This is a genomic window from Streptomyces sp. NPDC029044, assembly GCF_040637495.1.
Classification (GTDB): Bacteria; Actinomycetota; Actinomycetes; order Streptomycetales; family Streptomycetaceae; genus Streptomyces.
On sequence record NZ_JBEZWN010000029.1, the window covers coordinates 37,900 to 61,268 of the forward strand.

Sequence of the window (23,369 nt, forward strand, 5' to 3'; positions counted from 1 at the left end):
CGCCCGCGGTCAGTCCCGGCCGCGCCGCTACGCCACCAGCACCGTGTGTGTCCAGGCCGGCGCCGCCGTCTCCGGTGGCTGGGCCGCGCGGGCGAGGGTGCGGCGGTCGGGGCCGGCGTCCGGCGGGACAGGGGCCCGTACCTCGACCTCCGCCACCAGGCCGTGGGCCGTAGCCACCCGCCACAGGGACGCGAGCAGCGTGTCGTCGCCGACGTACGCGGGGGTCGTGGTGGCCCTGCCGCCGCTGAGCCGGTAGCCGATCCGTACCGGCTGGACCGGCACCCCGGCGTCCAGGGCCGCCTGGAAGACGGCTCTGCGGAAGGTGCCCTGGGCCCGGCCGCACCAGGTGCTGCCCTCGGGGAAGGCCGCGACCGCGGCGCCCTCGCGCAGGGCCCCGGCGATCCGGGCGACCGTGTCGGGCAGGGCCCGCAGCCGGTCCCTGTCGATGAACAGGGTGCCGCCGCGGGCGGCCAGCGCACCGGCGACCGGCCAGTGCCGTACCTCCCTCTTGGCCAGCATCCGGGCGGGGCGGACGGCGGCGAGCAGCGGGATGTCCAGCCAGGAGATGTGGTTGGCGACCAGCAGCAGTCCACCGGTGGGGGCGGCGGCGCCGGTGATGCGGACCCGGACGCCGGCGGCCCGCACGATCCACCGGCACCAGCGCCGGACCAGGGGCGGCGGGATCCGGGCACCGAAGAGCATCAGCGCGATCCCCGCGAGCAGGAGCAGCAGGACCGCGCCGAGCCGCAGCACGGCGCGCGGCACGGCCCGCGCCCGCACGGCCGGCGCCTCGACGCAGGTCTGCGGCGTGCAGGGCGCGGTGGGCAGCCAGGCGCTCATCAGGCCGGTACGAGGGAGAGGAAGTGACGCAGGTACCGGGCGTTGACGCGGCTCATCGGCAGCAGCACGTACAGGTCGGCCACGCCGAAGTCCGGGTCGTGGGCCGGCTCACCGCATACCCAGGCACCCAGGCGGAGGTAGCCGCGCAGCAGGGCGGGCAGTTCGACGCGGGCGGCGGGCGCGGGACCCGGCGTCCACGGCAGCAGCGGCCGCACCCGGAACTCGGCCGGCGAGAGGTGCTTCTCGCGCACCCGGTCCCAGGCGGCGGACGCGAGGGTGCCGCCGTCGGCGAGCGGGACGGAGCAGCAGCCGGCGAGCCATTCGTGGCCCCGGTCGACCATGTAGCGGGCGATGCCGGCCCAGATGAGGCTGATGACCGCCCCGTCGCGGTGGTCGGGGTGCACGCAGGAGCGGCCGACCTCGACGAGCTGCGGCCGGATCCCGTCGAGCGCGGCCAGGTCGAACTCGCCTTCGGAGTACAGCCGACCCGCGATCGCGGCGCGCTCGGGCGGCAGCAGCCGGTAGGTGCCGACGACCTGGCCGGTCGTCTCCTCCCGGACGAGAAGGTGGTCGCAGTACGCGTCGAACGCGTCGGCGTCGAGGCCCGGCTGCGGACCGGCCAGCAGGGCGCCCATCTCCACGGCGAAGACGTCGTGCCGCAGCCGCTGGGCGGCACGCACGTCCTCCTCGTTGCGGGCGAGGGCGACGGTGTAGCGGGTGGGGGCCGTGGGCTGTGCGGGGCGGTCGACGGTCAGTACGCCGGTCATGGCTCTCTCCTGGTCACGGGCCGGTTCGGCGAGGCGGGGGCGGGGCGCTGAGCGGTGTCGTACAGGTCCTGCTCCTCTGTTCTTCCGATGCCGACCGACCTGCGCGTGTCATGTGCAGAGAGAGCGGGTGTGAGGTTGTTGAACGGCTCGCGCGGCCGCGGACGCGGCTCGGATGGCGTAACTGCACACGCGCCCACCGGCTCCTGCGGCGAGAGTGAGCTGCATGACCGAACCCGGAGCCGGCGAGCGACGCAGGGGCTCGGCCTCGTCCACCAGGCGCCGACGCACCGTGGGCGGGGCCGGGGAGGCGGCACGGCGTGCCGCCGAGGCGCTGACGGAGCTGATCCGCCACCGGCTCGAAGGGGTTTCCGCGGTGTGCCGGGGCGAGGACGACGGCTGGATCGTCGACGTCGACGTGCTCGAACTGGCCCGCATCCCCGACACGACCAGTCTGCTGGCGACGTACCGGGTGGAACTGGACGCGGCGGGTGAGCTGGTGCAGTACCGCCGGGTCGCGCGCTTCCGGCGCGGCGCCCAGGACCAGTGACCGGACCGTCGCAACCGCCCACCGGAAGGACCGCCGCATGACCGTCCACAGCGACGAGATCGTCTGTGCGCCCCGCGCCGGAACCCTCTACGACGTGCTGGAGCTGATCCTCGACCGCGGCATGGTGATCGACGTCTTCGTGCGCGTCTCGCTGGTCGGGATCGAGATCCTCAAGGTCGACGCCCGCATCGTGGTGGCCAGCGTGGACACGTATCTGCGTTTCGCGGAAGCGTGCAACCGGCTGGACCTGGAGCACGACTCGCGCTCCAAGACCGTGCCCGAGCTGTTCGGCGGACCGGTCGCCAGGACGATCGGCAAGGCGGGCGCCAAACGCGCCGGCCGCTCCCTGACGGACAAGGTGCGCGACGTGCTCACGCCGGAGGACGACGCGGACGACGACGCCCCCACCGAGCCCGCCCCGCGGCCGGCCCGCAAGCGCCGCGGTGACGACGAACGCCCGCGGCCACGGCGCCGCAAGGCCGAGGAGGAATGACCGTGACGGCCACCGCCGCCCTCACCACCGCCGGCACACTCGGCACCTTGTACGTCTACGGCATCGCCCCGGCGGGTGTCCGGCCCCCGCGCGCACCCGGCGTGGCCGGTGCGGCGGTGCGGCTCCTGACCGAGGGCGGGCTGTGCGCGGCGGTCTCGGACGCGCCCGCGTCCGTCCGGGCCCGGCGACGCGACCTGATGGCCCACCAGGCGGTTCTCGGCGAACTCGCCGGACAGGGCCCGGTGCTGCCCATGCGGTTCGCCGTCCTCACTCCCGACGCGGCGGCGCTGCGCGATCAACTGCGCACCGGGAGCGCCCACTTGGCGGCACAGCTCGACGGGGTGCGGGGCTGTGTCGAGCTGAACGTGAAGGGCGCCGTCGTGCCCGGGTACTTCGCCGCCCTCGTGCACCGGGACGACACCCTGCGCGAACTCGCCCGCCGCACCCGGCGCCACCCGGGTTACGAGGCGAACGTGCGGCTGGGCGAGGCGCTCGCCAAGGGCGTGGCGCGCGAGGCTCGCGGCGCGGCGCGGGAGGTGCTGGCCCGGCTGGCCCCGCTGGCCGTGCGCACGGCGCCGGGGCCGGTCGACGACGAGCAGGTGCTCAGCACGTCGTTCCTGGTGCGTGACGCCGACGAAGAGCGCTTCCGGCAGGTCGTGGCCGCGCAGGCACGCGACGTCGGGGACAGGCTGGCGCTCAGTGTGACCGGTCCGCTGCCGTGCTACAGCTTCGTGGACGCGCCGTCCGCCCCGGCCGGCCGGTGACCCGGTGGGACTCGTGAGCGGGCTCCTGCTGCTGCCGCTGGCCCCGGTGCGCGGCACGCTCTGGGTCGCCGACCACCTGCTGCGGGAGGCCGAACGCCAGAGCGGCGACCCGCGGGCGGTGCAGGCGCGGCTGGCCGCGCTCAACCGGGCCCTGGAGGAGGGCGCCATCGACGAGGCGGCCTTCGAGGAAGAGGAGGAGCGGTTGCTCGCGCGCCTCGACAGTCCCGTGCGCTACACCGGTGGCCGGCCCTGCGGAGGTGCCTCGTGACCGACCTCGGCACCTGGCCCGCGGGCCCGGGGGCGCAGCCGGCCGGGCCGCCCTCCGGAAGCCTCGCGGACCTGCTCGAACGCGTCCTGGACAAGGGCATCGTCATCGCGGGCGACATCAAGATCGACCTGCTCGACATCGAACTGCTCACCATCCGGCTGCGCCTGTTCATCGCCTCGGTCGAGACGGCCAAGAAGGCGGGCATCGACTGGTGGGAGACGGACCCGGCGCTGTCCTCACGCGCCGCGCGTGACGCGCTCACCGAGGAGAACGCGCGTCTGCGGGCCCGTCTCGACGCCCTGGAGGAAGCCGGCGGCGACAGCACGGAGGCGGTCCGATGAGCACGGCCCGGGCCGGCGCGGGGGGAGCAGTCGTGCCGCGCCCCGCCGTCACCTGCGTGTTCGCCGTGACGGAAACCCCGCCGCCGGACGACGTGGTGACGGTGACGCCCGGCCATGACGGCGGCGGTCCGCTGCGGGTCCTGGCGGCGGGCCCGCTGCACCTGATCGTGCAGGACGTTCCCGCGGCGGACTTCGGTGAGGAGGCGCTCGCGCAGCGGCTCAACCGGCCGACGGAGCTGGAGCGCTGCGCCCGGGCCCACCACCGGGCCGTGGAGACGGCCGCGAGCGCGGGGCCCGTCGTTCCCCTGCCGATGGCGACGCTGTATCTGGACGACGGCAACGCCGTACGGGCGGTGGCTGCCCGGGAGGCGACCCTGCGTGCCCTGCTGGACCGGCTGCGCGACCGTTCCGAGTGGGCGGTGAAGGTGCACGGGCCGGGCAGCGGGCTCGCGTCCGCAGCCGCCGCGGACGGGCCGGCCGACGGGCGGTCCTATCTGCGCCGGGCGAGCGCCCGGCGGCGCTCCGAGCGCGAGGTGCGCGAGCGGAGCCTGGAGCAGGCCCACGCCGTCGACCGGGAGCTGCGGCGGTACGCCGTCGCCGCCACGCGGCACCGGCCGCAGAGCGAGCGGCTGACCGGCAGGAGCGTCCCGCAGCTGCTCAATGCGGCCTATCTGGTCGACGACGGACAGCGCGCCGAGTTCGTCCGGGTCGTCGACGAACAGGCGCGCGAAGCCCACCGTTGGAGCCTGGAGGTGACCGTGTCAGGCCCGTGGATCCCGTACTCCTTCGCCCGGTCGGGCGAGGTGGAGTGCGCAGCGCACGGGGAGGCCGGCGCATGACCGTGCCGGTCGTCGGCGGGGCAGGCCGCGACGGGGTGCCGTGGGACGGCCCGGAGCCGTACGCGCCGGTGGGCGTGCCGCTCGTCGACCTGCTCGACCGGGTGCTGGCGACCGGCGTCGTGGTCAGCGGCGACCTCGTGCTGGCCATCGCCGACGTGCCGTTGGTGCGGATCTCCCTGCACGCCCTGCTGGCGTCGGTCGGCGAACGGGTGCCCGCGCCCTGGCCGGACAGCGGGCCGCTGTGACCGGGCCGCGCACCCACGCGCTGGACCTCGATCCCGAGCGGGTCACGAACGATCTGGCGGCTCTGGTGCTGACCGTGGTGGAGCTCCTGCGGCAGCTCATGGAGCGTCAGGCCGTGCGCCGCTTCGACGAGGGGACGCTCAGCGCCGAGCAGGAGGACCGGCTCGGCACGGCCCTGATGCTGCTGGACGAGCGCATGGACGAGTTGTGCGAGCAGCACGGGCTGCGGCGCAGCGACCTCAACCTGGACCTCGGCCCGCTGGGCCCTTTGCTGGCCGACCCCGGCCCGTGACAGGCACATCGCGAGACGGGGCCGGGGATGAGCACCACTCCCGGCCCCGCCCGTCCGCACCTACCGGCGAACGTTACTGCGCTCCCCCCGGGGGCGCGGGGAACTGCGCGATCAACGACGGCCTACCCGCAGCTGCCGAAGCACCGAAGTCCCTGCGGCGTTACCGCTTGGCCTTCCGCGCGGCCCGCAGCCACTCCTTGTTCATGCTCGTGATGGACATCAGCGGGATGCCCTTCGGGCAGGCGGTGGCGCACTCGCCCGCGAGCGTGCACCCGCCGAACCCCTCCTCGTCCATCTGCTCCACCATGTCCAGCACCCGCGTCTCACGCTCGGGCGCCCCTTGCGGCAGGACGTTGAGGTGGTTGATCTTCGCCGAGGTGAACAGCATCGCCGCCCCGTTCGGGCAGGCCGCGACGCACGCCCCGCACCCGATGCACTCGGCGTGCTCGAAGGCGAAGTCGGCGTCCGGTTTCGGCACCGGCGTGGCGTGCGCCTCGGGAGCCGCTCCCGTCGGCGCGGTGATGTACCCGCCGGCCTGGATGATCCGGTCGAAGGCCGACCGGTCCACGACGAGGTCCTTGATCACCGGGAACGCCGACGCCCGCCACGGCTCGACGTCGATCGTGTCGCCGTCCTCGAACGACCGCATGTGCAGCTGGCAGGTCGTCGTCCGCTCGGGACCGTGCGCGTCGCCGTTGATGACGAGCGAGCACGCGCCGCAGATGCCCTCGCGGCAGTCGTGGTCGAAGGCGACCGGGTCGTCGCCCTTGACGATGAGTTCCTCGTTGAGCGTGTCGAGCATCTCCAGGAACGACATGTCGGGTGAGATCCCGTCCACCTCGTACGTGGACATCGTGCCGTCGGCGTCGGCGTTCGGCTGCCGCCAGACGCGCAGGGTGAGCTTCATGCGTAGCTCCGCTGGGTGGGGTGGACGTACTCGAAGACCAGGTCTTCCTTGTGCAGCACCGGGGCCTCGCCCGTGCCGGTGAACTCCCAGGCGGCGGCGTAGGCGAACCGCTCGTCCTCGCGGGCGGCCTCGCCGTCGGGCGTCTGGGACTCCTCGCGGAAGTGGCCGCCGCAGGACTCCTCGCGGTGCAGCGCGTCGAGGCACATCAGCTCGGCGAGCTCCAGGTAGTCGACGATGCGGTTGGCCTTCTCCAGCGACTGGTTGAACTCCTCACCGGTGCCGGGCACCTTGATGCGCCGCCAGAACTCCTCGCGGATCTGCGGGATGCGCTCCAGCGCCTTGCGCAGGCCCGCGTCGGTGCGTGCCATGCCGCAGAACTCCCACATGAGTTCGCCGAGCTCGCGGTGGAAGGAGTCGGGGGTGCGGTCGCCGTCGACGGACAGCAGCAGGTTGAGGCGGTCCTGGGTGCCGGCCAGCACCTCCTGGACGTCGGGGTGTTCGTCGGTCACCGTGTCGTGGTGGGGGTTGCGGGCCAGGTAGTCGTTGATGGTCGAGGGGAGGACGAAGTAGCCGTCCGCGAGTCCCTGCATCAGCGCGGAGGCGCCGAGGCGGTTGGCGCCGTGGTCGGAGAAGTTGGCCTCACCGACCGCGAACAGCCCGGGGACGGTGGTCTGGAGGTCGTAGTCGACCCACAGGCCGCCCATCGTGTAGTGCACGGCGGGGTAGATCCGCATCGGCACCTCGTACGGATCCTCGTCGGTGATCCGCTGGTACATGTCGAAGAGGTTGCCGTACTTGGCCTCGACGGCCCCCCGGCCCATGCGCTCGATGGCGTCGGCGAAGTCGAGGTAGACGCCCTGCCCGCCGGGGCCCACTCCCCTGCCCTCGTCGCACACGTTCTTCGCGGCGCGCGAGGCGATGTCCCGTGGGACGAGATTGCCGAAGGAAGGGTAGATGCGCTCCAGGTAGTAGTCGCGCTCGTCCTCGGGGATGTCGTTCGGGGGCCGCTGGTCGCCCTTGGCCTTCGGCACCCAGATGCGGCCGTCGTTGCGCAGCGACTCGCTCATCAGCGTCAGCTTGGACTGATGCTCGCCGGTGCGCGGGATGCAGGTGGGATGGATCTGGGTGAAGCAGGGGTTGGCGAACAGGGCGCCGCGCCGGTGGGCCCGCCAGATGGCGGTGGCGTTGGAGTTCATGGCGTTCGTCGACAGGTAGAAGACGTTGCCGTAGCCGCCGGAGGCGAGGACGACGGCGTCCGCGACGTACGTGTCGATGCGTCCGGTGACGAGGTCCCGCGCCACGATGCCGCGCGCCCGCCCGTCCACGACGATCAGGTCGAGCATCTCGGTGCGCGGGTGCATCTCGACGTTCCCGGCCGCGATCTGCCGGGACAGCGCCTGATAGGCGCCGAGGAGGAGCTGCTGGCCCGTCTGGCCGCGGGCGTAGAAGGTGCGCGACACCTGCACCCCGCCGAAGGAGCGGGTGTCGAGCAGGCCGCCGTACTCGCGGGCGAAGGGCACGCCCTGCGCCACGCACTGGTCGATGATCTCGACGGAGATCTGCGCGAGCCGGTGCACGTTGGACTCGCGGGCCCGGAAGTCGCCGCCCTTGACGGTGTCGTAGAACAGGCGGTGGACGGAGTCGCCGTCGTTGCGGTAGTTCTTCGCGGCGTTGATGCCGCCCTGTGCGGCGATGGAGTGCGCGCGGCGGGGCGAGTCCTGGTAGCAGAACTGGACGACGTGGTAGCCCTGTTCGGCGAGGGTGGCCCCGGCGGAGCCGCCGGCGAGGCCGGTGCCGACGACGATCACGGTGTGCTTGCGCCGGTTGGCGGGGTTGACCAGCTTGGCCTCGAAGCGGCGCTTGTCCCAGCGCTCGTTGACCGGCCCGGCGGGGGCCTTGGTGTCGGCGACCGGTTCCCCGGTCGTGTAGTCGGCGTAGGAAGTCATGTTCAGCTCACCACTCCGGTCATGACGCCCACGGGGACGGCGATGAAGCCGGCCGTGAGCAGCAGCGCGAGGACGTTCGCGATGGTCTTGAGGACGCGGTCGCGGGTGCGGCTGCCCGCGCCGAGGGTCTGGGCCGCGCTCCAGAAGCCGTGCCGGACGTGCAGGCCGAGGGCGAGCACCGCGACGATGTAGATGACGTTGCCGTACCAGGTGGAGAAGGTGTCCACGACGTTCTGGTACGGGTGGCCGGGCCGGAAGCCGGGGTGCACGGTGCCGGTCGTCAGGTCGAGGATGTGCCAGACGATGAACAGGCCGAGGATGATGCCGCCCCACCGCATGGTGCGCGTGGCGTAGGAGGCCCGTGCCTTCTTGTGCACGTACTTGCTCGGCCGTGCCCTGATGTCGCGCCGGCTGAGCTGGTACGCCGAGGTGGCGTGCGCGACGACGGCGACGACCAGCACGATCCGGACGAGCCAGAGCGTCCACTCGTAGTGCATGAACGGCTCGCCGACCGTGCGCAGCCAGTGCGCGTAATGGTTGAACTCGCCCGCCCCGAAGAAGATCTTCAGGTTTCCGATCATGTGGACGACCAGGTACAGCAGCATGATCAGACCACTGACCGCCATCACGGTCTTCTTGCCGACGGTGGAGTCCCACACGGTGCGTGCGAAGGACGGCCGTCGGTCCGTCCGCGTTGCCAGAGCCATGCGCAGCACGCTACGGACGCGCGACCGATCGGTCCAAGACATGGTCCGGCTTGAATTCATAGGCCGGGGCTATCGTAGGAGGATGCAGTTCCAGCAGCTCCAGTACTTCGTGGCCGTCGCCGAGACCCGGCACTTCACCCGGGCAGCCGATCTGGTCCATGTCGCGCAACCGTCGCTGTCGCAGCAGATCAAGGCGCTGGAGCGGGAGTTGGGAGCGGACCTCTTCCTGCGCGCCCGCGGCAACATCACGCTCACGGACGCCGGGGAGGCGCTCCTCCCGCTGGCCCGCCGCATCCTGGCCGACGCGGACACGGCGCGGCACGAGGTGCAGGAGCTGGTGCAGCTGCGCAGCGGCCGGGTACGGCTGGGGGCCACGCCGAGTGTGTGCACCGGTCTGCTGCCGGATGTGCTGCGGGCCTTTCACGACCGCTATCCGGGGATCCGCCTGCTGATCGAGGAGGGGGGCTCGCACGACCTGGTGCGGGAGCTGGCACGGGGCGCGCTGGATCTGGCCCTGGTCGTGCTGCCGCTGCCGACGCCGGCGCCGGCGCTGACCACGGTCGAGCTGCTGCGGGAGGATCTGGTCGTGGTCTCGTCCCCGGACGCGCCGAGGCCCGGACAGGGGCGGCGGACGGTGCGGATCTCCGACCTGGAGGGTGAACGGCTGGTGATGTTCCGGCACGGCTACGACCTGCGGGAGCTGACCGTGGCCGCCTGCCGCGCCGAGGGGTTCGAGCCCGACTTCGCCGTGGAGGGCGGGGAGATGGACGCGGTGCTGGGTTTTGTGCGGGCCGGGCTGGGGGTGGCCGTGGTGCCGCGGATGGTCGCGGCGAGGTCCGGGCGCGGGCTGCGGGTGACTCCGCTGGCCCGGCCCGGACTGCATCGCAGGATCGCGCTGGCTCATCGCAGTGATGTGGCCCCGCCCCGGGCCGCCCGGGAGTTGCAGCGGATGCTGCTGGAGCGGTGACGCGGCCCGCCCCGACAGGGAGTTTCCGGGCGGTCCCGCGCTGCTGCTGCGCGGGCTGGGCACTCGACCCGGCCGCACTCAGCGGCCAGGGGCGTCAGCCCGTCGCGTCCACCAGGGCCAGTTCGTGCAGCCTCTCCGGGGGACCCGGGCGGGCGTAGTACCAGCCCTGGGCCGTGTCGCAGCCGAGTATGCGCAGCTGTTCGGCCTGGGCCCCCGTCTCCACGCCCTCCACGGTCACCGCGAGGTCCAGGCTGTGGGCCAGGGAGACGATCCCCTCGACGATCTTGAGGTCGACGGGGTCGGCCGGGAACTGCTGCATGCTCTGGGTGAAGGACCGGTCGAGTTTCAGGACGCTGACCGGCAGCCGGCGCAGGTTGGCGAGGTTGGAGTAGCCCGTTCCGAAGTCGTCCAGGGCGATGTCGACGCCCATCTCCGCCAGACGCCGCAGCGGCTTGAGCAGGTCGTCGTCCGCGCCGATCAGCGCCGACTCCGTGACCTCCAGGCACAGCGCGTCTGGTGCCACGCCCGCGCGCTCCAGGATGTCGACCGTGTCCTGGACCAGACCGGGATGCGTCAGCTGGCACGGGGACAGATTGACGTTGATCCGCAGCGGCCCCGCCGCGTCGGCGCCGCCCTGGAGTTCCCGCCACTCGCGGGCCTGGCGCACCGACTGCTCCAGCACCCACCGGCCCAGCGGCACGATCAGGCCCGTGTGCTCCGCGAGCGGGATGAAGCGGTCCGGCCCGAGCACGCCGTGCTGCGGATGCAGCCAGCGCACCAGGGCCTCGGCGCCCCGGACGCTGCCGTCGCCGAGATGGACCAGCGGCTGGTACTCGATGAAGAACTCGCCGCGCTCCAGCGCCGTCGGCAGTGCCGTGGTCAGCCCGTGCCGGGTGATGGCCCGGGCATCGGCCTCCGGGTCGGCGAGCTCGAAGCGGTTGCCGCCCGCCGACTTGGCCCGGTACATGGTGATGTCCGCACTGCGCAGCACCTCCGCCGGGCTGCGCTCTCCGGCCGGGCCCTCGACGATGCCGATGCTGCCGCGCACGGTCAGCTCCCGGCCGTCGACGCTGATCGGCGCGAGCAGGGCGTTCATGATGCGCCCGGCCAGCTCGTCGACGTCGCCCTGGGTGTCGGGGCCGGTGGTCAGCGCCACGAACTCGTCGCCGCCCAGCCGGGCGACCATCTCGCCGGGCGCCGTGGCGCAGGACTGCAACCGGTCGGCGACCTCCACCAGCAGCCGGTCCCCGGCGGCGTGACCGAGGCTGTCGTTGATGGTCTTGAAACCGTCGAGGTCCAGGTAGCACAGCCCGAAGCGCTGGCCCTCCCCGGCGCCCAGTGCCTTCTCCAGGCGCTCGAAGAAGAACGTGCGGTTCGGCAGTCCGGTCAGCGCGTCGTGCGTGGCCTCGTAGCGCAGCCGCAGGTTGAGCAGCCGCCGCTCGGTGGTGTCCTCCATGAGGGCGAGCTGGTACTGGGGTTCACCGTCGGCGTCCCGCAGCAGGGAGACCGTCAGATTGGTCCACAGGACGGTTCCGTCGGGGCGGTAGAACGCCTTCTCCAGGTGGTAGTGCTCCCGGTCGCCGCGCACGAGTTCGTCGTAGAGCCGCCAGGTCTGCGGAGCGTCGTCGGGGTGGGTCCACTCGCGGACGTTGCGGCTGCGCAGCGTCTGGTCGGCGACCCCGAACATGCGCAGCAGCGCGCCGTTGACCTGAAGTATGTTGCCGTCGAGGTCGGCCATGCCGATGCCTATGGCCGCGCCCTCGAAGACGGCGCGGAACCGTGCCTCGCTCGCGTGCAGGGCCTGCGCCACCACGCCCTGGGCCTTGAGGGCGGCCTGTGCGATGGCCTCCTGCTCGGCCAGGGTCCGCTCGCGCAGCGCCCGGGCGAAGCCGGCGGCCATCGCGTGCTGGAGCCGCGCGCACCGGGCCCGCAGGTCCTCCTGGTCGCCGTCGCCGCCGCAGTACAGGACCAGGTAGGCGTCGACGCAGTCCAGGGTGCGGCTGAGCGCCTCCGGGTCGGTGCAGTGCGCGTCCACGAGGGCGGCGCCGACGGCCCTGCCCGCGTCGGAGTCGAAGGCCCGGGCCAGCAGTGCCTCGCTCAGCCGCCGGGCCAGGGGCAGCAGGTGCGCCTCGAACTCGGTACGGGTCGACGACGTCGAGGTCACCGGGAAGACGGCCCGGCTCCAGATCGTCGCGAATCTGCGCAGTCTGTCCTCCGGCCCGTCCGGTTCCGCGATCACGCGGTACGCCCCACGCCCGCGAACCCGGAGAACGCGTACGGATCCTCGTCCTCCGGTGAGGTGTCGGGGCGCCAGCGCGGCATCGCCACCAGTCCGGGTTCCACCATGTCGTACCCCTCGAAGAACCGCGCGATCTCGTCGCGCGAACGCATGATCAGCGGGTTGCGGATGCCCTCGTAGACGTCCACCGCGCCCCCGGCCCGCTCCGGCGGCAGCGGGATTCCCTCGTAGGAGGCGTGGGTGAGCACGAGCAGGCTGCCGGGCGCGAGCGCCTCACGCAGTTCCGCCACGGCCCCGTACGGGTCGTCCTCGTCTTCCACGAAGTGCAGTATGGCAACGAGGAGCAGCGTCACTGGCTGATTCAGGTCGATCAGCCGCTCCACCTCGCCGCTGCGCAGGATCTCCTGGGGCTTGCGCAGGTCCGCGGCGACGACGCCCGCGTCGTCGTTGGTCTCCAGGACCGCCTGGCTGTGCGCCACGGCCACCGGGTCGTGGTCGACGTACACCACGCGCGCGCCGGGGCAGGCGGCCTGCGCCACCTCGTGCACATTGCCGAAGGTGGGGATGCCGGAGCCGATGTCCAGGAACTGCGTGACGCCCTGGGAGGTCGCGTAGCGCACGGCGCGGCGCATGAACGCGCGGTTCGCCTGCATGATCTTGGGGAGGCCCGGCATGAACTCCATGGCCCTGCGGGCCGCTTCGCGGTCGACCTCGAAGTTGTGCGATCCGCCCAGGTAGTAGTCGTACATCCGGGAGACGCTGGGCACCGATATGTCGATGCTCCGTGGGGCCCAGGCGGGACGCTCCATCTATCTCTCCAAGGCGTAGGCGATCCGGTGTTCGAGCAGAGGCTACTGATCGCCCGCCAATGGAGCGACCCGAAACGGAAATTGACCATCCGTTCCCGGTCACTGCCTGCGGCACGTGCCGAATTGATACCCCTCCCCCCACCCTTCGAACATATGACGAACGGTGTTCGAGGCATTCCGGAGAGTTCCCTCCCGGAAGGGTAGAAGGGTAAAGGTGTTGGCAATTCGATGAGTTCAGGTGAAGAACGGCAAAACGGTCCGCCCCTCCGTGGGGCACGGAGGGGCGGACCGGGTCTGCGCTTCGGATGGACGAGCTGATCAACCCTGGGGAGGTTTCTCCACTACTCCGACGCGCCGACCAGCTTGCCGTCGGGCCGGACGGCGAACCAGGTGCCGCCGACGCCCTGGCCGTTGGTGTCGCCCGGAGCCTTGTCGCCGGCGAAGGTGTAGATGGGCGAGCAGTTGATCGTCTGCTGCTTGCCCTTGCCGTCGGTCCGGTCGAAGATCATGTAGCCCTTCTTCTGGATGCCCTTGGTGTCGGCGAAGTCGACGGGCTCCACGAGCGGCCACTTCTCCAGGCACTCACCGGAGCAGTTGGAGACCGGCTTGGGCCAGGCCTCGTCCTTCTTGAACCGGTAGACGGTCATGCCGTTCTTGTCGACGACGATCTCGCCGAGCTTGGCGTCGTTGCGCGTGGACAGCCCGGCCTGGACCGCTTCGCCGCCGCCCTCGGCATCGCCCTCCGCACCGCCCTGTGCCTTCTTGCCGTCGGGAGCGAGGGCGTACCACTTGCCGCCCACGCCCTGGCCCTTGACGTCACCGGCGTTGACGTCCTTGGCGTAGCGGTAGGCGGGCCAGCCGGCGACCGTGAGCTGCTTGGTGCCGTCGGCCCGGGTGACCGAGCCGAGCAGCGCCTTGTCGATGCCCTCGCCGGCCTCGGCGTCGTCCGCGGGCACCGGCGGCCAGGTCTTGGCGCAGTCGCCGTCGCAGTTCGACTTGGGCGGCTGCTCGGTGTCCTGGTCGAACCGGTACAGGGTGAGACCGAGGCTGTCGGTGACCACCTTGCCGACCTTCTCGGCGGTGGAGACGGACAGCTTGCCGGCGGGGTTGGACGGGCTGGAGGCGCTCGGCGCGGCCGGCTGGCCGGTCGCGGCGCCGCCCGCAGCGCCCGCGGTGCCCGAGCCGATGCTTCCGTAGTCCCCGGGCGCGGCCGTGGCGCCCACGTTCTGGCTGGCCGCCGGTGGGCTGTCCTGACCGCACGCCGTCGTCAGCGCCAGGACCGCCGCGGCGCTCGCCACGAGTGAGGCGCTCCGCCAGGAGGTCTTCATCGTCAACTCCCCATAATCGCAAGGGTGTTGCAGCGCCCTGCTGCGCCGCCGCACGGTCATGAGTACGCACGGGAGCAGCGATTGTGTTCAACCGTCGGCCAAATTTCTTTCCGGCACCCCCGGACGAGCCCCGCACGCAGTCGCACACGCGTACACGCCGAGCCCCCTGCGAGTGACCTCGGATCAAACCGGCGACACCGGAAGATCCCTCTTTCGGACCAATCCCCTTGCGTCCCGGCACGTCCTGGCGGCACAGGGCTCATGATCTTCGTCGTGCATGGACCCCTCTCGACTCAACCCGCCCTTGCGGCACGGGCCTTGGCGGCGGCGACGCTGACCTGGGCGCTCGTCGGCGCACCGGCCGGGGTCGCGGTGGCCGACGCCTGCGCGTACGCCTCGACGGGGCCGGACGGCACCGAGGCGGTGGCGTACGCCGGAAGCAAGAAGACCTGGCCGACCAAGCCGCCGTGCCCGGCACCCACGCCGAGCCCCTCCCCCACGCCGACCCCGCCCCCGTCTCCGCCACCGAAGCCGCCCCCGCCGAAGCCCACCCCCACGCCCGAGCCGCCGCCGCCACCGAAGCCGCCAGCACCGAAGCCACCGCCCCCGAAGCCGGCCCCCACGGCCAGACCCGCGCCACCGCCGCCGGAGCCGCCGCCCGCGCGACGACCGGCACCGGCCAAGCCCCGGCCGGCCCCGGAGCCCGTGCTGCCGGTGCCCGCTGCCCCGGCACCGGCTCCGCCGGCCACCCCCGCGCCGCGTCCGTCCGCGACGCCCGTGCACTACCCGCGTTATCGCGCCGCACCGCCCCGGCCACGGCCGGCGAACGGCACGCTGTCGCCGCTCACCTTCGTCCTGCTCGTCACGGTGCCCGCGGTGGTGGCCGTCGCCGCGCTGCGCGCGCGCTGATCCCTGAAGCCCTGGAGGTACCCCTTGCCGGAATGGCTTGTTCTCACCCTCGCGATGCTGGCCGCCTGTGCCGTGGTGGTCATCATCACCTTCGTACGCCACCGCGCGGCGCCCGAGGACGAGGACCCCAGCGAGACTCCGGACGTCATCGAGTACATGACGATGTGGATCGGTGTGGTCTACGCCATCGTCCTGGGCCTGGCGATCGCCGGTGTCTGGGAAGGGCGCAGCGCCGCCCAGGACCACGTCCAGGCCGAGGCGACCGCGCTGCACGAGATCTCGGAGCGGGTACGGGTCTATCCGGCGGAGGAACGCGACCTCATCCGGGACGACATCCGGACGTATGTGAGCCATGTCGTGACCACCGAGTGGGACACCATGGCCGACAAGGGTGAGGTCACCGAGCGCGGCGCCCGGCTCTTCGAGCGGATCCGCCAGGACGTCACCGACTACGAACCGGCGACGGACTTCGAGGCCCAGGCCTACCAGCCGTTGATGGACCAGGTGACCGCGGCGAGCCAGGCCCGGATCGCCCGGGCGGAGTCGACCGGGGAGACCATGCCGGGCGTGGTGTGGTTCGGGCTGATCGCCGGGGCCGTCGTCACCATCGGGATGATCTTCGCGCTGCAGATCCGCAGAACGACGCGCGAGCTGGTCCTGGCGGGGCTGTTCTCGGCCCTGATCGCCTTCCTGCTGTTCCTGATCTGGGACTTCGACTCTCCCTACAGCAGGGGTGTGACCGCCTCGGCCGACCCGTTCCTGAACCTCTTCCCGGGCGCCGGGGACTGAGGACGCCGCGCACCACATGTCCTGTCCGGGGGGCGCGCGACACACCGTCGCCGTCCCCCGGCCGCGTGGCGGGTGTTCCCCCGGGCGGCCCACGCCCGTGCCCCATTCGCACTACTGCGATCGCGCCGCCCCGCATGCTTTCTTAGCGTTTCGGGCATCGAGGTGCATTTGTGACGTGAGCGGAACAGGTCCGCGCTTGCTCCTCGGGGACCCGGAGGATCCACCATGCGCGCGATATGCCTCGCTGCGGCCGTAGTGCTGGGCGCCGGCGCCCTCACCTCCTGCGTGCCCGCCGCCGACGCGGCGATCCAGACCGACTTCGGTTTCAGCGTCGAGCCCTCCACCGTCAGGGCCGGGGGCGACGTCACCCTGCGGGTGGTGCGCAACGAGGCGTGCACGGGTGAGGCGGCGGTCAACTCACCGGTCTTCGACCTGGTCACCATCCCGCCGCAGGAGTCCTGGGCGACGGCCACCGTCGACTGGGACGCCAAGCCCGGTGCCGTGTACGACGTGAAGTTCGAGTGTGACGAGTCGAGCGGCACCGCGCGCCTGACGATCGCGGGCGGCCATCCGACCCACCACCCCACGCACCACCCCACTCATCACCCGACGCGCCACCCGCACAAGGGGGTGCACGCCGGGGAGGGCGGCACCATCGCCGGGTTCGACCTCAAGGAGATCGGCCTCGGCGCCGCACTCATCGCCGGGTCGCTCGGCGTCGCCTACCACTTCGCGCGCCGCCGCACCGGCGAGGACGCCGGCTGACACCTCCCTCCCGCACCGCAGGTCTTCGCCCCGGCTCTCCCTGATGAGGCAGAGCCGGGGCGAAGACCGTTCACGTGCGAGAAGACCGTTCACGTGCGAGGTGACGGCGCCTCCGAGGAGCGTGCGGCGAGGCGTCAGATGTTCCGCTCGGCCCGGCGGCGCATCCAGAACACACCGCCGCCGACCACCGCCGCGGCCACGAGACCGCCGCCGATGGCCACGTCGGTCGGCGTAGCACCGGTGGTGCTGCTGCCGCCGATACCGCCACGGACGCCGCCGATGACGGTGAAGGCCTGGGGCTTGGTCATCCGCCTGCCGTTGCAGTCGACGGTGATGTCGTACGAGCCGGGGCGGGCGTCGCTGTTGATGGTGGCGGTGCCCCGCGCCGTTCCGTTTCCGTCGCCTCCCCGGTTGCCGTCGCCTCCCCGGTTGCCCTCGTTGCCCTTGCCACCGCCGCCGCCACCGACCGGCGAGAGCTGCGTCGGCGAGAACGCGTTGGACGTCGCCGTGCCGCCGTTGCGGCAGCCGTCGACCGTGATGGTCAGCTGGCCGCCGCGGGCGATCACGCTGGGCAGGGCGGTGATGTTGCTGGGCGTGTCCCACGCGACGGCCGCGGGGGCGGAGAGGCCGAGGGCGGCGACCGCTGCGCCGGCGACCGCCAGGGCACGAGTGTTACGCATGTGAACCTCCGCGGAAGACGCCCCGGGACCCGTCCCCGGTCGATCGGCGAGAAAGCGCCTCCCAGAAAGACAGTCAGTTGCCGTGCGCCGAGACGCATTTCGGGAATGGTCCGTACCGGTGAGAGAAGGCCGGGCGGGAAAAGCCCCGGTTCGGGCATTGCCGCAGGTCACGGGCCGTCAGAAAATTCCTCGCGGCGGCAACTCGGATGGCGCACCTCATGTCGCCGCACCGCCCCTCACCGCTCCCGGCCACCCGTTCGCCGCCGCCCCGTCGCCGGTTTCCGGCACGCCACTTAGCGTGTCGCTATGCGCGATGGACACGGCGACGGCCGCGTCGAGAGGGGATGGCGAATGTCTGCGTCCGAGCTGGCCGAGGCGGAAGAGGAGGCGCGGCGCAAGAAGCGCGCCCCGTGGGGCGTGATAGCGCTGGTCCTGCTGACCGGCCTCGCGCTCATCCGGAACGGTTCGGGGGAATTCGACGAGGGCCCGCCGCAGCCGGCGACCGCGGCCGCGGCGGACAGCCGGGTACCGGGCGCAACCTTCGCCGGGACCGTGCGGCCCTTGCCCTACGCCCTCCCGGACCGGGTCCGGATCCCGGCGATCCAGGTCGACGCGCCGATCATCCCCGTCGGACTGGACGCGGACGGCTGGGTCGGCGCACCGCCGCCGGAGGACCCCAACCTGGCCGGCTGGTTCACCGGTGCCGTCACCCCCGGCGAGAAGGGCACCGCGGTCGTGGTCGGCCACGTCGACAACCAGCAGGGCCCTGCCGTGTTCTACGGGCTCGGGGCCCTGAAGCAGGGGCATCGCGTCGAGGTCGCCCGGCACGACGGAAAGACCGCCGCGTTCGAGATCTACGGCGTCGAGGTGTTCGAGAAGAACAATTTCCCGGGCGACCGTGTCTACGCGTCCAAGGGCGCGGCGGAACTGCGGGTCATCACCTGTGGCGGTGGTTTCTCCGAGCAGGAGGGCTATGCGGGGAACGTCGTCGCCTTCGCCCGCCTGGTCGAGGTGCGCTGAGCGTCCCCGCCGGGCGGGCGAAAGCCCCACGACGTCCTCAGGCGTAGTGCCGGCGGGGCACCGTGACGTGGTAACCGGAGTCCAGCAGTTCCGGGAGGTAGCGCCGCAGGGCGCGCACACTCTGCGAGCGGTCGCCCCCGGCGTCGTGCGCGAGCACCACGACGCCGGGGGCGGCGCCGCGTTCGACCCGGTTCGCGATGGACCGGGCCCCGGGTGTGGTCCAGTCGAGGGTGTCGACCGTCCAGCCCAGCGGCTCCATGCCCAGTTCGGCGCCGATCTGGAAGGCGGCGCGGTTCCACGCTCCGTAGGGCGCGCGGAACCACTCGGGGCGCTCCCCGTAGGCGTCCTCGATGACGTCGGAGGTGCGCTCCATCTGGGAGCGGATCTGCTTGCGGGTGAGGCGCGTGAGCAACGGGTGGGACCAGGTGTGGTTCCCCACGACATGGCCCTCGTCGGCCATCCGGGCCAGCATCCGCCTGCCGCCGGCGACCATCTCGCCGCACACGAAGAACATGGCGCGCACGTCGTACTCGGCCAGGGTGTCCAGGATGTCCGGGGTGTAGCGCGGATCGGGGCCGTCGTCGAAGGTCAGCACCATGGTGCGGCCCCGGCCGGACACGCGCAGCAGCGGTTCGCGGCGCACCAGGGTCCGCCGGGGGGCGGCTCGCGGCGGGCCGTAGCCGGTGAGGGGCTCCAGCCGGTACGCGGAGGACTTGACGAGGCGGCGGGGCTGGGGGCCCGCGGCCGGGGCGGAGGTGACGGTTCCGTCCCCGGTGACAGCCGTGAACACTCCGGCCGTCGCGGCCGCTCCCGCCACGGCGCCGGCCCCCGCGATCAACGCCCGGCGCCGGGTGAGCAGCCGGGAGAGCAACTGATCCTTCTTCATGACTCATCAGTCGCCCGGCGGAGGGCCGACGCACGCGAGCAACACCGGTGTGGCGGCACACATTCACCCGTTCGGCCCACGCAGGTGGGTCAGCGGCGGCGCACCAGGGGGAAGGGCAGGGTCTCGCGGATCGTCAGACCGGTGAGGAACATGACCAGCCGGTCCACACCGATGCCGAGGCCGCCGGTGGGCGGCATGGCGTATTCGAGGGCGTCGAGGAAGTCCTCGTCGAGCTCCATCGCCTCGGGATCGCCCCCGGCCGCGAGCAGGGACTGGGCGGTGAGGCGGCGGCGCTGCTCGACCGGGTCGGTGAGTTCGGAGTAGGCGGTGCCGAGTTCGGTGCCGAAGGCGACGAGGTCCCAGCGTTCGGCGAGGCGCGGGTCGGTGCGGTGCTGCCGGGTGAGCGGGGAGACGTCGGTGGGGAAGTCCTTGTAGAAGGTGGGCAGCTGGGTCTTCTCCTCGACGAGTCGCTCGTACATCTCCAGGACGACGTCGCCGTGGCCGTCGTCGGCGGTGTACGGCACGCCGGCGCGCTCGCAGAGCCGCAGCAGCCCGGGCAGTTCGGTGCCCGGGTGGATCTCCTCGCCGAGGGCCTCGCTGATGGCGCCGTAGACGGTCTTGACGGGCCATGGGCCGGAGATGTCGTACTCCTTGCCGTCCTTGTGGGCGACGGGGGTGCCGAACGCGGCGGTCGCGGCGCCCTGGACGAGTTCACGGACCAGGTCGAGCATCACGTCGTAGTCGGCGAAGGCCTGGTAGGCCTCCAGCATCGTGAACTCGGGGTTGTGCTTGTAGGAGACGCCCTCGTTGCGGAAGGTGCGGCCCATCTCGAAGACCTTCTCCAGGCCGCCGACGCACAGCCGCTTCAGATACAGCTCGGGGGCGATGCGCAGATAGAGGTCGAGGTCGTAGGCGTTGATGTGGGTGGTGAAGGGGCGGGCGTTGGCGCCGCCGTGGATCTGCTGGAGCATCGGCGTCTCGACCTCCAGGTAGCCGCGTTCCAGCAGGCCCTGGCGCAGGGCCTGGACGGCGGTGGAGCGGGCGCGGACCACTTCGCGGGCTTCGGGGCTCGCGACCAGGTCGAGGTAGCGGCGGCGGACCTTGGCCTCCGGGTCGGCCAGCCCGCGGCGTTTGTCGGGCAGCGGGCGCAGGCACTTGCCGGTGAGCTGCCACGAGGTGACGAAGACGGTCGGTTCGCCCTTGTCGCTGACGCCCGCCCGGCCGGTGACGGTGATGTGGTCGCCGATGTCGGTGTCGGCGGTGAAGCGGTCCAGGGCGGGGCCGGAGCCGTCGCGGGTCAGGGCGAGTTGGTGGTCGCCCGACCAGTCGCGCAGGACGGCGAAGACGATGCCGCCGAAGTCGCGGACCAGCATGATCCGGCCGGCGACGGTGACCTGCTCGCCCGGCCGGACCTCGGCGAGGGCGTGGGTGCGGGCCGGGACGCCCACCGGGTAGGGGTCGGTGCCGTCGGCACGCAGCCGGTCGAGTTTGCGGTGCCGGACGCGGACCTGGTCGGAGAGGCCGGAGAGGGGGTCGGCGGGCTCGGTCCCGTCCCCTCCGGCGAGGCCGAGCGCCGCCAACGACGGCAGCCCCGCCGTGGTGGCGGGGCGCTGCCCGCCCTTCGGGTGCCCCTTTCCCTTGCCCCACAACGTGCGCATCGACGGTACGGAGACGAAGCCCTCGGCGATGCCGGACGCGAGGCCGACCCGGGCGAGGGAGGCGGCCTCCGCGTAGCAGAGGAAGCGGGGGTACCACTCGGGGTGGTACTTGGCGTTGGAGCGGTACAGCGCCTCCAGTTGCCACCACTTGGAGAAGAACAGCAGCAGGCGGCGCCAGAGGCGGAGCACGGGTCCCGCGCCGATGCGGGCGCCCTCCTCGAACACGGAGCGGAACACGGCGAAGTTCAGGGAGACCTTGCGCACGCCGAGTTTCGGGGCGGCGGCGCACAGTTCGGCGACCATGAACTCCATGACGCCGTTGGGGGCGGCGCGGTCACGGCGCATCAGGTCCAGGGAGACGCCGTCCTTGCCCCAGGGCACGAAGGACTGGATGGCGAGCAGCCGGCCGTCCTGGTCGAGGGCCTCGGCGAGGAGGCAGTCGCCGTCGGCGGGGTCGCCGAGGCGGTCCAGGGCCATGGAGAAGCCGCGTTCGGTCTCGGTGTCGCGCCAGGCGTCGGCCCGTTCGACGAGCCCGCGCATCTCCTCCTCGGAGAGGGTGGAGTGGCGGCGGACCCGGCAGGTGACGCCGGTGCGGCGGATCCGGTTGACGGCTTGGCGGGTGACGCGCATGTCGCGGCCGCCGAGGTCGAAGTCGAGGACGTGCAGGATCGCCTCGTCGCCCAGCTGGAGCGCGCCGAGCCCGGCGCGGACGAAGGCCCGGGCGCCCTCCTCGGAGGCCCCCATCACCGCCGGGACCCAGGCGTAGCGGCGGGCCACGTCCTGCCAGGCGGCGATCGCGTGCGGCCAGGCCTCCCGGTCGCCCACCGGGTCGCCGCTGGCCAGGCACACCCCGGCCTCGACGCGGTAGGTGACGGCTGCCTTGCCGCTGGGTGAGAAGACGGCGGCCTTGTCGCGGCGGGTGGCGAAGTAGCCGAGGGAGTCCTGGTCGCCGTAGCGGCCGAGGAGGGCGCGGATGCGGGCCTCCTCGTCGTCGTGGAGGGCGGCTTCCAGGCGCTGGGAGCGGAACAGGGTGGCGGCGGCGTTCAGCAGGGCGAGCGCGCCGAACAGGCCGAGCAGGAAGAACAGGGCGTGCGGTGGGCGGCCGTCGAAGGAGCCGGCGGGCACCAGGCCGCCGCACACCCGGTTCGCGGCCCAGGCGAGGCGCTCGTCGCTCGGCAGACTGCCCGGGAACGCCTCGACCAGCGCCCAGCCGACCAGGATCGCCACGACCAGGCCCGCCACCAGGACGGCCAGGGCCCGGCGTACGGCGGCGCGGCGGGAGGCGGCGTAGAACTCCTTGCGGGCGTAGATCAGCAGGATCAGGGCGAGGCCGCACACCACGAGCGACGGGACGGACTCGGCGAACTCGCCGACGGCCATGCCGAGGATGTCGGTCAGGACCAGCAGGCCCAGGTAGACGACGACCAGCCACCAGGCGATCTTCTTGCGGGCGCCGGTCGCGGCGGCGAGCAGGAACAGGAAGACCGCGTAGGCGAGGTTGGCGCTGACCGGGACGAGCAGCAGGTCCAGGAAGCGGACGAGGGGGCGCAACCCGGTGCGCAGCGGGGGGATCAGCGCCAGCAGGGCGCAGAGCAGACCGAGGGCGCCGAAGAAGACCGCGAAGCCCTCGGGCACCCGGCTCAGGAAGCCGTGCGCCCGGCGGGGCGGCCGTATGGCGCCTGAGGTGTCCTCGGCCGTCCCGGTGTCCGCGATGACGCTCATGCTTTCGACTCTAGGAACACCCGTGCCTCTTCGCCCGTCGAGCGGTCCCGCCCGGCGGGCGGGCCAGGGGGCTCCGATAGCCTCGCGGCGTGACGGAACAGGACGCCCACCGGTTCGAGCGGGGCACGGACGGGCCCAAGGTGATCGTGGTCGGGGTGGACGGCTCCGACTCCTCCCTGCGGGCAGCGGCCTACGCCGCGGGCCTGGCCCGCCGGCAGCGCGCGCTGCTCGCCGTGGTGTACGTGCAGCCGGTGCTGGCGGCGGGCGCGGCGCTGGGGGCGCCGGTGGCGGAGACGACGGACGAGATCGCCGAGGACCTGAAGGCGCAGATCCGGGACGCGGCCGAGCGGCTCAAGGGGATGTTCGAGGTCCGCTGGGAGTTCCACACGTTCCGCGGCGATCCGTACAACGGCCTGGTGACGGCGGCCGACGAACTCACGGCGGACGCGGTGGTGGTGGGCGCCTCGGAGCAGGCGGGCCACCGCATCGTCGGCTCGGTGGCGGTGCGCCTGGTGAAGGCGGGACGGTGGCCGGTGACGGTGGTGCCGTAGCGGAACGGCGTGGCTTCGGATGGTGCCGGTGTCGCTCGTGGCGCACGACCTGACTTGCGCCGTGCCGGGCCGGGGCAGCCGAGGGCCCGGAT

General features: G+C 72.4%; 26 protein-coding genes. 14 read left to right on the forward strand and 12 right to left on the reverse strand.

The genetic code is table 11. The annotated features are described in order from the left end of the window. Positions 1-27: 27 nt before the first annotated feature. Both AB0E85_RS22825 and AB0E85_RS22830 read right to left on the reverse strand, forming a co-directional pair. A complete protein-coding gene (locus AB0E85_RS22825; protein WP_361930077.1) occupies positions 28-840 on the reverse strand; it encodes a lysophospholipid acyltransferase family protein in 813 nt (270 codons plus the stop codon). Next, a complete protein-coding gene (locus AB0E85_RS22830; protein ID WP_361930080.1) occupies positions 840-1,607 on the reverse strand; it encodes a GNAT family N-acyltransferase in 768 nt (255 codons plus the stop codon). Before AB0E85_RS22830 ends, AB0E85_RS22825 begins: the two co-directional genes overlap by 1 nt. A 223-nt stretch (positions 1,608-1,830) precedes the next feature. On the opposite strand from AB0E85_RS22830, the gene AB0E85_RS22835 reads away from it, so the two are divergent. The 8 genes from AB0E85_RS22835 to AB0E85_RS22870 are packed head-to-tail and all read left to right on the forward strand — an operon-like array spanning position 1,831 to position 5,394. Next, positions 1,831-2,154 (forward strand): gas vesicle protein, encoded by a 324-nt coding sequence (locus AB0E85_RS22835; RefSeq protein ID WP_361930083.1) that lies wholly within the window; start codon positions 1,831-1,833, stop codon positions 2,152-2,154. 37 nt (positions 2,155-2,191) lie between these two features. Beyond that, on the forward strand, positions 2,192-2,647 hold the full coding sequence (locus AB0E85_RS22840) for a gas vesicle structural protein GvpA (protein WP_361930085.1): 456 nt from the start codon (positions 2,192-2,194) through the stop codon (positions 2,645-2,647). Next, entirely contained in the window at positions 2,644-3,411 is a 768-nt protein-coding gene (locus tag AB0E85_RS22845) for a GvpL/GvpF family gas vesicle protein (protein WP_361930087.1), read from the forward strand. The genes AB0E85_RS22840 and AB0E85_RS22845 overlap by 4 nt, the downstream gene beginning before the upstream one ends. A gap of 4 nt (positions 3,412-3,415) precedes the next feature. Continuing rightward, the gene (locus AB0E85_RS22850; protein WP_361930090.1) at positions 3,416-3,679 is read left to right on the forward strand and encodes a gas vesicle protein GvpG; all 264 of its coding nucleotides are present in this window, start codon (positions 3,416-3,418) and stop codon (positions 3,677-3,679) included. Next, on the forward strand, positions 3,676-4,020 hold the full coding sequence (locus AB0E85_RS22855) for a gas vesicle protein (RefSeq protein WP_361930093.1): 345 nt from the start codon (positions 3,676-3,678) through the stop codon (positions 4,018-4,020). Before AB0E85_RS22850 ends, AB0E85_RS22855 begins: the two co-directional genes overlap by 4 nt. Then, complete coding sequence (locus AB0E85_RS22860) at positions 4,017-4,859, forward strand: GvpL/GvpF family gas vesicle protein (RefSeq protein WP_361930095.1); 843 nt, start codon at positions 4,017-4,019, stop codon at positions 4,857-4,859. The genes AB0E85_RS22855 and AB0E85_RS22860 overlap by 4 nt, the downstream gene beginning before the upstream one ends. After that, positions 4,856-5,104 carry a gas vesicle protein gene (locus AB0E85_RS22865; protein WP_361930098.1) on the forward strand — a complete coding sequence of 83 codons (249 nt, stop codon included), beginning with the start codon at positions 4,856-4,858 and terminating at the stop codon, positions 5,102-5,104. The genes AB0E85_RS22860 and AB0E85_RS22865 overlap by 4 nt, the downstream gene beginning before the upstream one ends. Continuing rightward, positions 5,101-5,394, forward strand: a complete 294-nt coding sequence (locus tag AB0E85_RS22870; protein ID WP_361930101.1) for a gas vesicle protein K — start codon at positions 5,101-5,103, stop codon at positions 5,392-5,394. The genes AB0E85_RS22865 and AB0E85_RS22870 overlap by 4 nt, the downstream gene beginning before the upstream one ends. Positions 5,395-5,554: 160 nt before the next feature. Here the strand turns inward: AB0E85_RS22870 and AB0E85_RS22875 are convergent, their stop codons facing one another. Genes AB0E85_RS22875 through AB0E85_RS22885 form a run of 3 tightly spaced genes read right to left on the reverse strand, consistent with a single transcriptional unit; the run spans position 5,555 to position 8,954 of the window. Further along, positions 5,555-6,301, reverse strand: a complete 747-nt coding sequence (locus AB0E85_RS22875; RefSeq protein WP_361930103.1) for a succinate dehydrogenase/fumarate reductase iron-sulfur subunit — start codon at positions 6,299-6,301, stop codon at positions 5,555-5,557. Further along, entirely contained in the window at positions 6,298-8,247 is a 1,950-nt protein-coding gene (locus AB0E85_RS22880) for a fumarate reductase/succinate dehydrogenase flavoprotein subunit (RefSeq protein WP_361930106.1), read from the reverse strand. The genes AB0E85_RS22875 and AB0E85_RS22880 overlap by 4 nt, the downstream gene beginning before the upstream one ends. Before the next feature lie 2 nt (positions 8,248-8,249). Beyond that, on the reverse strand, positions 8,250-8,954 hold the full coding sequence (locus AB0E85_RS22885) for a succinate dehydrogenase (RefSeq protein ID WP_361930109.1): 705 nt from the start codon (positions 8,952-8,954) through the stop codon (positions 8,250-8,252). An 82-nt stretch (positions 8,955-9,036) separates the two neighbouring features. Here AB0E85_RS22885 and AB0E85_RS22890 point away from each other — a divergent pair, with 82 nt between their 5' ends. After that, positions 9,037-9,921, forward strand: coding sequence for a LysR substrate-binding domain-containing protein (locus AB0E85_RS22890; RefSeq protein ID WP_361930112.1), 885 nt, complete (start codon positions 9,037-9,039; stop codon positions 9,919-9,921). A gap of 94 nt (positions 9,922-10,015) precedes the next feature. On the opposite strand, the gene AB0E85_RS22895 is transcribed toward AB0E85_RS22890, so the two are convergent. The 4 genes from AB0E85_RS22895 to AB0E85_RS22910 all read right to left on the reverse strand — a co-directional run bounded on the left by AB0E85_RS22895 (position 10,016) and on the right by AB0E85_RS22910 (position 15,046). Next, positions 10,016-12,160 (reverse strand): EAL domain-containing protein, encoded by a 2,145-nt coding sequence (locus AB0E85_RS22895; protein ID WP_361930115.1) that lies wholly within the window; start codon positions 12,158-12,160, stop codon positions 10,016-10,018. Next, complete coding sequence (locus AB0E85_RS22900; RefSeq protein ID WP_361930118.1) at positions 12,157-12,969, reverse strand: SAM-dependent methyltransferase; 813 nt, start codon at positions 12,967-12,969, stop codon at positions 12,157-12,159. The genes AB0E85_RS22895 and AB0E85_RS22900 overlap by 4 nt, the downstream gene beginning before the upstream one ends. Positions 12,970-13,310: 341 nt before the next feature. Further along, positions 13,311-14,297, reverse strand: a complete 987-nt coding sequence (locus AB0E85_RS22905; protein ID WP_361930121.1) for an SCO0930 family lipoprotein — start codon at positions 14,295-14,297, stop codon at positions 13,311-13,313. 293 nt (positions 14,298-14,590) lie between these two features. Further along, positions 14,591-15,046, reverse strand: coding sequence for a hypothetical protein (locus tag AB0E85_RS22910; RefSeq protein WP_361930123.1), 456 nt, complete (start codon positions 15,044-15,046; stop codon positions 14,591-14,593). A gap of 28 nt (positions 15,047-15,074) precedes the next feature. Between AB0E85_RS22910 and AB0E85_RS22915 the strand changes: the two genes are divergently transcribed. The 3 genes from AB0E85_RS22915 to AB0E85_RS22925 all read left to right on the forward strand — a co-directional run bounded on the left by AB0E85_RS22915 (position 15,075) and on the right by AB0E85_RS22925 (position 16,760). Next, positions 15,075-15,206, forward strand: a complete 132-nt coding sequence (locus AB0E85_RS22915) for a hypothetical protein (RefSeq protein WP_033308025.1) — start codon at positions 15,075-15,077, stop codon at positions 15,204-15,206. Positions 15,207-15,260: 54 nt separating this feature from the next. Next, the gene (locus AB0E85_RS22920; RefSeq protein ID WP_361930207.1) at positions 15,261-15,995 is read left to right on the forward strand and encodes a hypothetical protein; all 735 of its coding nucleotides are present in this window, start codon (positions 15,261-15,263) and stop codon (positions 15,993-15,995) included. A gap of 225 nt (positions 15,996-16,220) precedes the next feature. Further along, positions 16,221-16,760, forward strand: coding sequence for a hypothetical protein (locus AB0E85_RS22925; protein ID WP_361930126.1), 540 nt, complete (start codon positions 16,221-16,223; stop codon positions 16,758-16,760). A 134-nt stretch (positions 16,761-16,894) separates the two neighbouring features. Here the strand turns inward: AB0E85_RS22925 and AB0E85_RS22930 are convergent, their stop codons facing one another. Next, entirely contained in the window at positions 16,895-17,440 is a 546-nt protein-coding gene (locus AB0E85_RS22930; protein ID WP_361930129.1) for a hypothetical protein, read from the reverse strand. Positions 17,441-17,791: 351 nt separating this feature from the next. Between AB0E85_RS22930 and AB0E85_RS22935 the strand changes: the two genes are divergently transcribed. Further along, a complete protein-coding gene (locus tag AB0E85_RS22935; RefSeq protein ID WP_361930131.1) occupies positions 17,792-18,460 on the forward strand; it encodes a class F sortase in 669 nt (222 codons plus the stop codon). Positions 18,461-18,497: 37 nt separating this feature from the next. Here the strand turns inward: AB0E85_RS22935 and AB0E85_RS22940 are convergent, their stop codons facing one another. Together AB0E85_RS22940 and lysX are read right to left on the reverse strand one after the other, a co-directional pair. After that, positions 18,498-19,346, reverse strand: coding sequence for a polysaccharide deacetylase family protein (locus tag AB0E85_RS22940; protein ID WP_361930134.1), 849 nt, complete (start codon positions 19,344-19,346; stop codon positions 18,498-18,500). Positions 19,347-19,435: 89 nt separating this feature from the next. Then, positions 19,436-22,726 carry a bifunctional lysylphosphatidylglycerol synthetase/lysine--tRNA ligase LysX gene (lysX, locus tag AB0E85_RS22945; RefSeq protein ID WP_361930138.1) on the reverse strand — a complete coding sequence of 1,097 codons (3,291 nt, stop codon included), beginning with the start codon at positions 22,724-22,726 and terminating at the stop codon, positions 19,436-19,438. Positions 22,727-22,815: 89 nt separating this feature from the next. On the opposite strand from lysX, the gene AB0E85_RS22950 reads away from it, so the two are divergent. After that, positions 22,816-23,277 carry a universal stress protein gene (locus AB0E85_RS22950; RefSeq protein WP_361930140.1) on the forward strand — a complete coding sequence of 154 codons (462 nt, stop codon included), beginning with the start codon at positions 22,816-22,818 and terminating at the stop codon, positions 23,275-23,277. Positions 23,278-23,369: the final 92 nt, after the last annotated feature.